The organism is Bradyrhizobium sp., from assembly GCF_049691595.1.
In the GTDB taxonomy this organism is placed as follows: domain Bacteria; phylum Pseudomonadota; class Alphaproteobacteria; order Rhizobiales; family Xanthobacteraceae; genus Bradyrhizobium.
The window spans coordinates 1-2356 of record NZ_JBAVNZ010000625.1; the positions used below are offsets into that span (position 1 = coordinate 1).

At 67.4% G+C, this 2356-nt stretch carries 4 protein-coding genes; 2 read left to right on the forward strand and 2 right to left on the reverse strand.

Features of this window, described 5'->3' with window-relative positions; all coding sequences use genetic code 11:
- Together WCE35_RS25105 and WCE35_RS25110 are read right to left on the reverse strand one after the other, a co-directional pair.
- Nucleotides 1-824: 3-dehydroquinate synthase family protein (locus WCE35_RS25105; RefSeq protein ID WP_424596000.1), on the reverse strand; the 824-nt coding region annotated here is incomplete at its 3' end.
- A complete protein-coding gene (locus tag WCE35_RS25110; protein ID WP_424596001.1) occupies nt 821-1453 on the reverse strand; it encodes a shikimate kinase in 633 nt (210 codons plus the stop codon). The genes WCE35_RS25110 and WCE35_RS25105, both read right to left, overlap by 4 nt.
- A gap of 164 nt (nt 1454-1617) precedes the next feature.
- On the opposite strand from WCE35_RS25110, the gene WCE35_RS25115 reads away from it, so the two are divergent.
- Together WCE35_RS25115 and WCE35_RS25120 are read left to right on the forward strand one after the other, a co-directional pair.
- Nucleotides 1618-1764, forward strand: a complete 147-nt coding sequence (locus tag WCE35_RS25115) for a histidine kinase (RefSeq protein ID WP_424596002.1) — start codon at nt 1618-1620, stop codon at nt 1762-1764.
- A gap of 16 nt (nt 1765-1780) precedes the next feature.
- Nucleotides 1781-2356: site-specific integrase (locus tag WCE35_RS25120; RefSeq protein WP_424596003.1), on the forward strand; the 576-nt coding region annotated here is incomplete at its 3' end.

Below are 2356 nucleotides of genomic sequence, written 5' to 3' on the forward strand. Positions count from 1 at the left end.
CCATGCAGCAGCCTGCCGGAATAACCGGCGCCGGCTTCCAGCGCGTGACCGAAGGTGTGGCCGAGATTGAGCAGCGCGCGCTCGCCGGTCTCGCGCTCGTCGCGCGACACGATCGCGGCCTTGGCGCGGCAGCAGGTGGCGATCGCGTGCTCGCGCGACGCGCCGCCGGCAAAGATCTCGGCGTGATTGGCCTCCAGCCAGGCGAAAAAGGCTTCGTCGCCCAGCACGCCATATTTGACGACCTCGGCATAGCCGGCGCGGAACTGGCGCGGCGGCAGCGTATCCAGCACGGCGGTATCGGCGATCACCAGCACCGGCTGGTGAAACGCGCCGAGCAGGTTTTTTCCGCGCGGCGAGTTGATCCCGGTCTTGCCGCCGACGGACGAATCCACCTGCGCCAGCAGCGAGGTCGGCACCTGCACGAAATCGACGCCGCGGCGCAGGATCGCCGCCGCAAAACCGGCGAGATCGCCGACCACCCCGCCGCCGAGCGCGATCACCAGATCGTTGCGCTCGATCTTCGCCGCGATCAGCGCTTCGCTGACCTGTTCCAGTCCGGCGTAGGATTTCGACCCCTCGCCCTCCTCGACGATGATGCGCGAGGTGGCGATGCCGGCCGCCGCCAGCGAGCCTTCGGTCTTCTCCAGCCAGTGTTTGGCGACCGTGCGGTCGGTGACAACGGCCGTGCGCGCGCCCGGCCGCAGCGCGGCGAGGCGCCCGCCCAGCGTCGGCAACACCTCGCGGCCGATGACGATGTGATAGGCGCGGTCGCCGAGCGCGACATCGACGGTGATGGAAGCGGAATGTTTCAGGGGTGCGGTCATGGCGTGGCGCTGATTCCGTCCCTGGTCTCATGGGCGGCCGCGCCGTTGCCGCACAGCCTTGCATGCAAGGCATCGACGCATTCATCGACGATTTTTTCGTGCGGGACGTCGCGCGAGGCGATCGTCAGATCGGCGTTTTGATAGACCGGCTCGCGTTGCTCGAGCAGGCGGCTGACGGTCGCGGCGGGATCGGCGGTCTGCAGGAGCGGCCGGTCGGCGCGGCGTCTGACCCGGCGCATGATGATGTCGGCATCCGCCCGGAGCCAGATCGAGACCGCCCTGTCGCGGATGCGGTTGCGGGTTTCCTCGCGCATGAAGGCGCCGCCGCCGGTGGCGAGCACGGCCGGGCCGTGGTCGAGCAGCCGCGCGATCACCCGGGCCTCGCCATCCCTGAAATGCTGCTCGCCATGGGTTTCGAAGATTTCCGGGATCGACATCCCGGCCGCGGCCGCGATCTCGGCATCGGCATCGGTAAACGGCAGCCGCAGCCGTCCCGCCAGCCGGCGCCCGATGGTGGATTTGCCGGCGCCCATCATGCCGACCAGCACGATCGAGCGCATTCCCAGCGCGGCCGCGATCTCGGCCTCCTGGGGGGTGCTGGCCGGTGCCGGCGAGGTTGTCTCGGACATCAAAAAACTCTGCCGCTGGCGGATTGCCGCGCTCAAGCGCCACCTATACTACCGCCGCCGATACCGTTGCCAGAGTCTCTTGCAACGGCGGGGCGAACATGTTGGTAGTCGGGCTCGCTACCTCCGCTGATTTCAATGGTTAATTCGCTGCGTGAGGCCCTCAAATGCCCAGCCTGTTCCGCTTTCTGACGGTCGTTGCCGTACTCGCCGGGGTCAGCTATGGCATCATTTTCGCACTGGCGAATTTCGTGAACCCGAAGCCGCGGGAAATGACCGTCACCATTCCGGCGGACAGGTTCCTCAAGAAATAGGTGCTAGGGTCGGCGGATGCGCTCCAGGGCCTCAGACGCCAAACTCATCAATCTGTTCCTCGACATGCTCGCGGCGGAACAGGGCGCGGGCAGCAACACGCTCGATGCCTACCGCCGCGACCTCACGGATTTCTCGGAATTCCTCGCCCGCGGCAGCCGGAATTTCGCCGGCGCGGAAACCCAGGCGCTGCGCGACTATCTCGCCGATCTCGATACGCGCGGTTTCAAGTCGTCGAGCGTGGCGCGCCGGCTGTCGGCGATGCGGCATCTGTTCCGCTTCCTGCTCAACGAGCGGATCCGCGGCGACGATCCCGCCGCGATCCTGTCCGGTCCGAAACGCGGCCGCGGCCTGCCAAAGGTGCTGTCGATAGCGGACGTCGACCGCATGCTGACGCGCGCCAAGGAACTGACGCAGGCGCCGGATACCTCTGCGCCGCAGCGGCTGCGCGCGATGCGGCTGTATTGCCTGCTGGAGGTGCTTTACGCCACCGGGCTGCGGGTATCGGAACTGGTGACGCTGCCGCGCTCGGCCTCGCGCCGCGACATCCGCATGATCGTGGTGCGCGGCAAGGGCAACAAGGAACGGCTGGTG

Coding starts and splice junctions, on each gene's coding strand:
- WCE35_RS25115 (WP_424596002.1), top strand. CDS start 1,618: ATGCCCAGCCTGTTCCGCTTTCTGACGGTCGTTGCCGTACTCGCCGGG.
- WCE35_RS25110 (WP_424596001.1), bottom strand. CDS start 1,453: ATGTCCGAGACAACCTCGCCGGCACCGGCCAGCACCCCCCAGGAGGCC.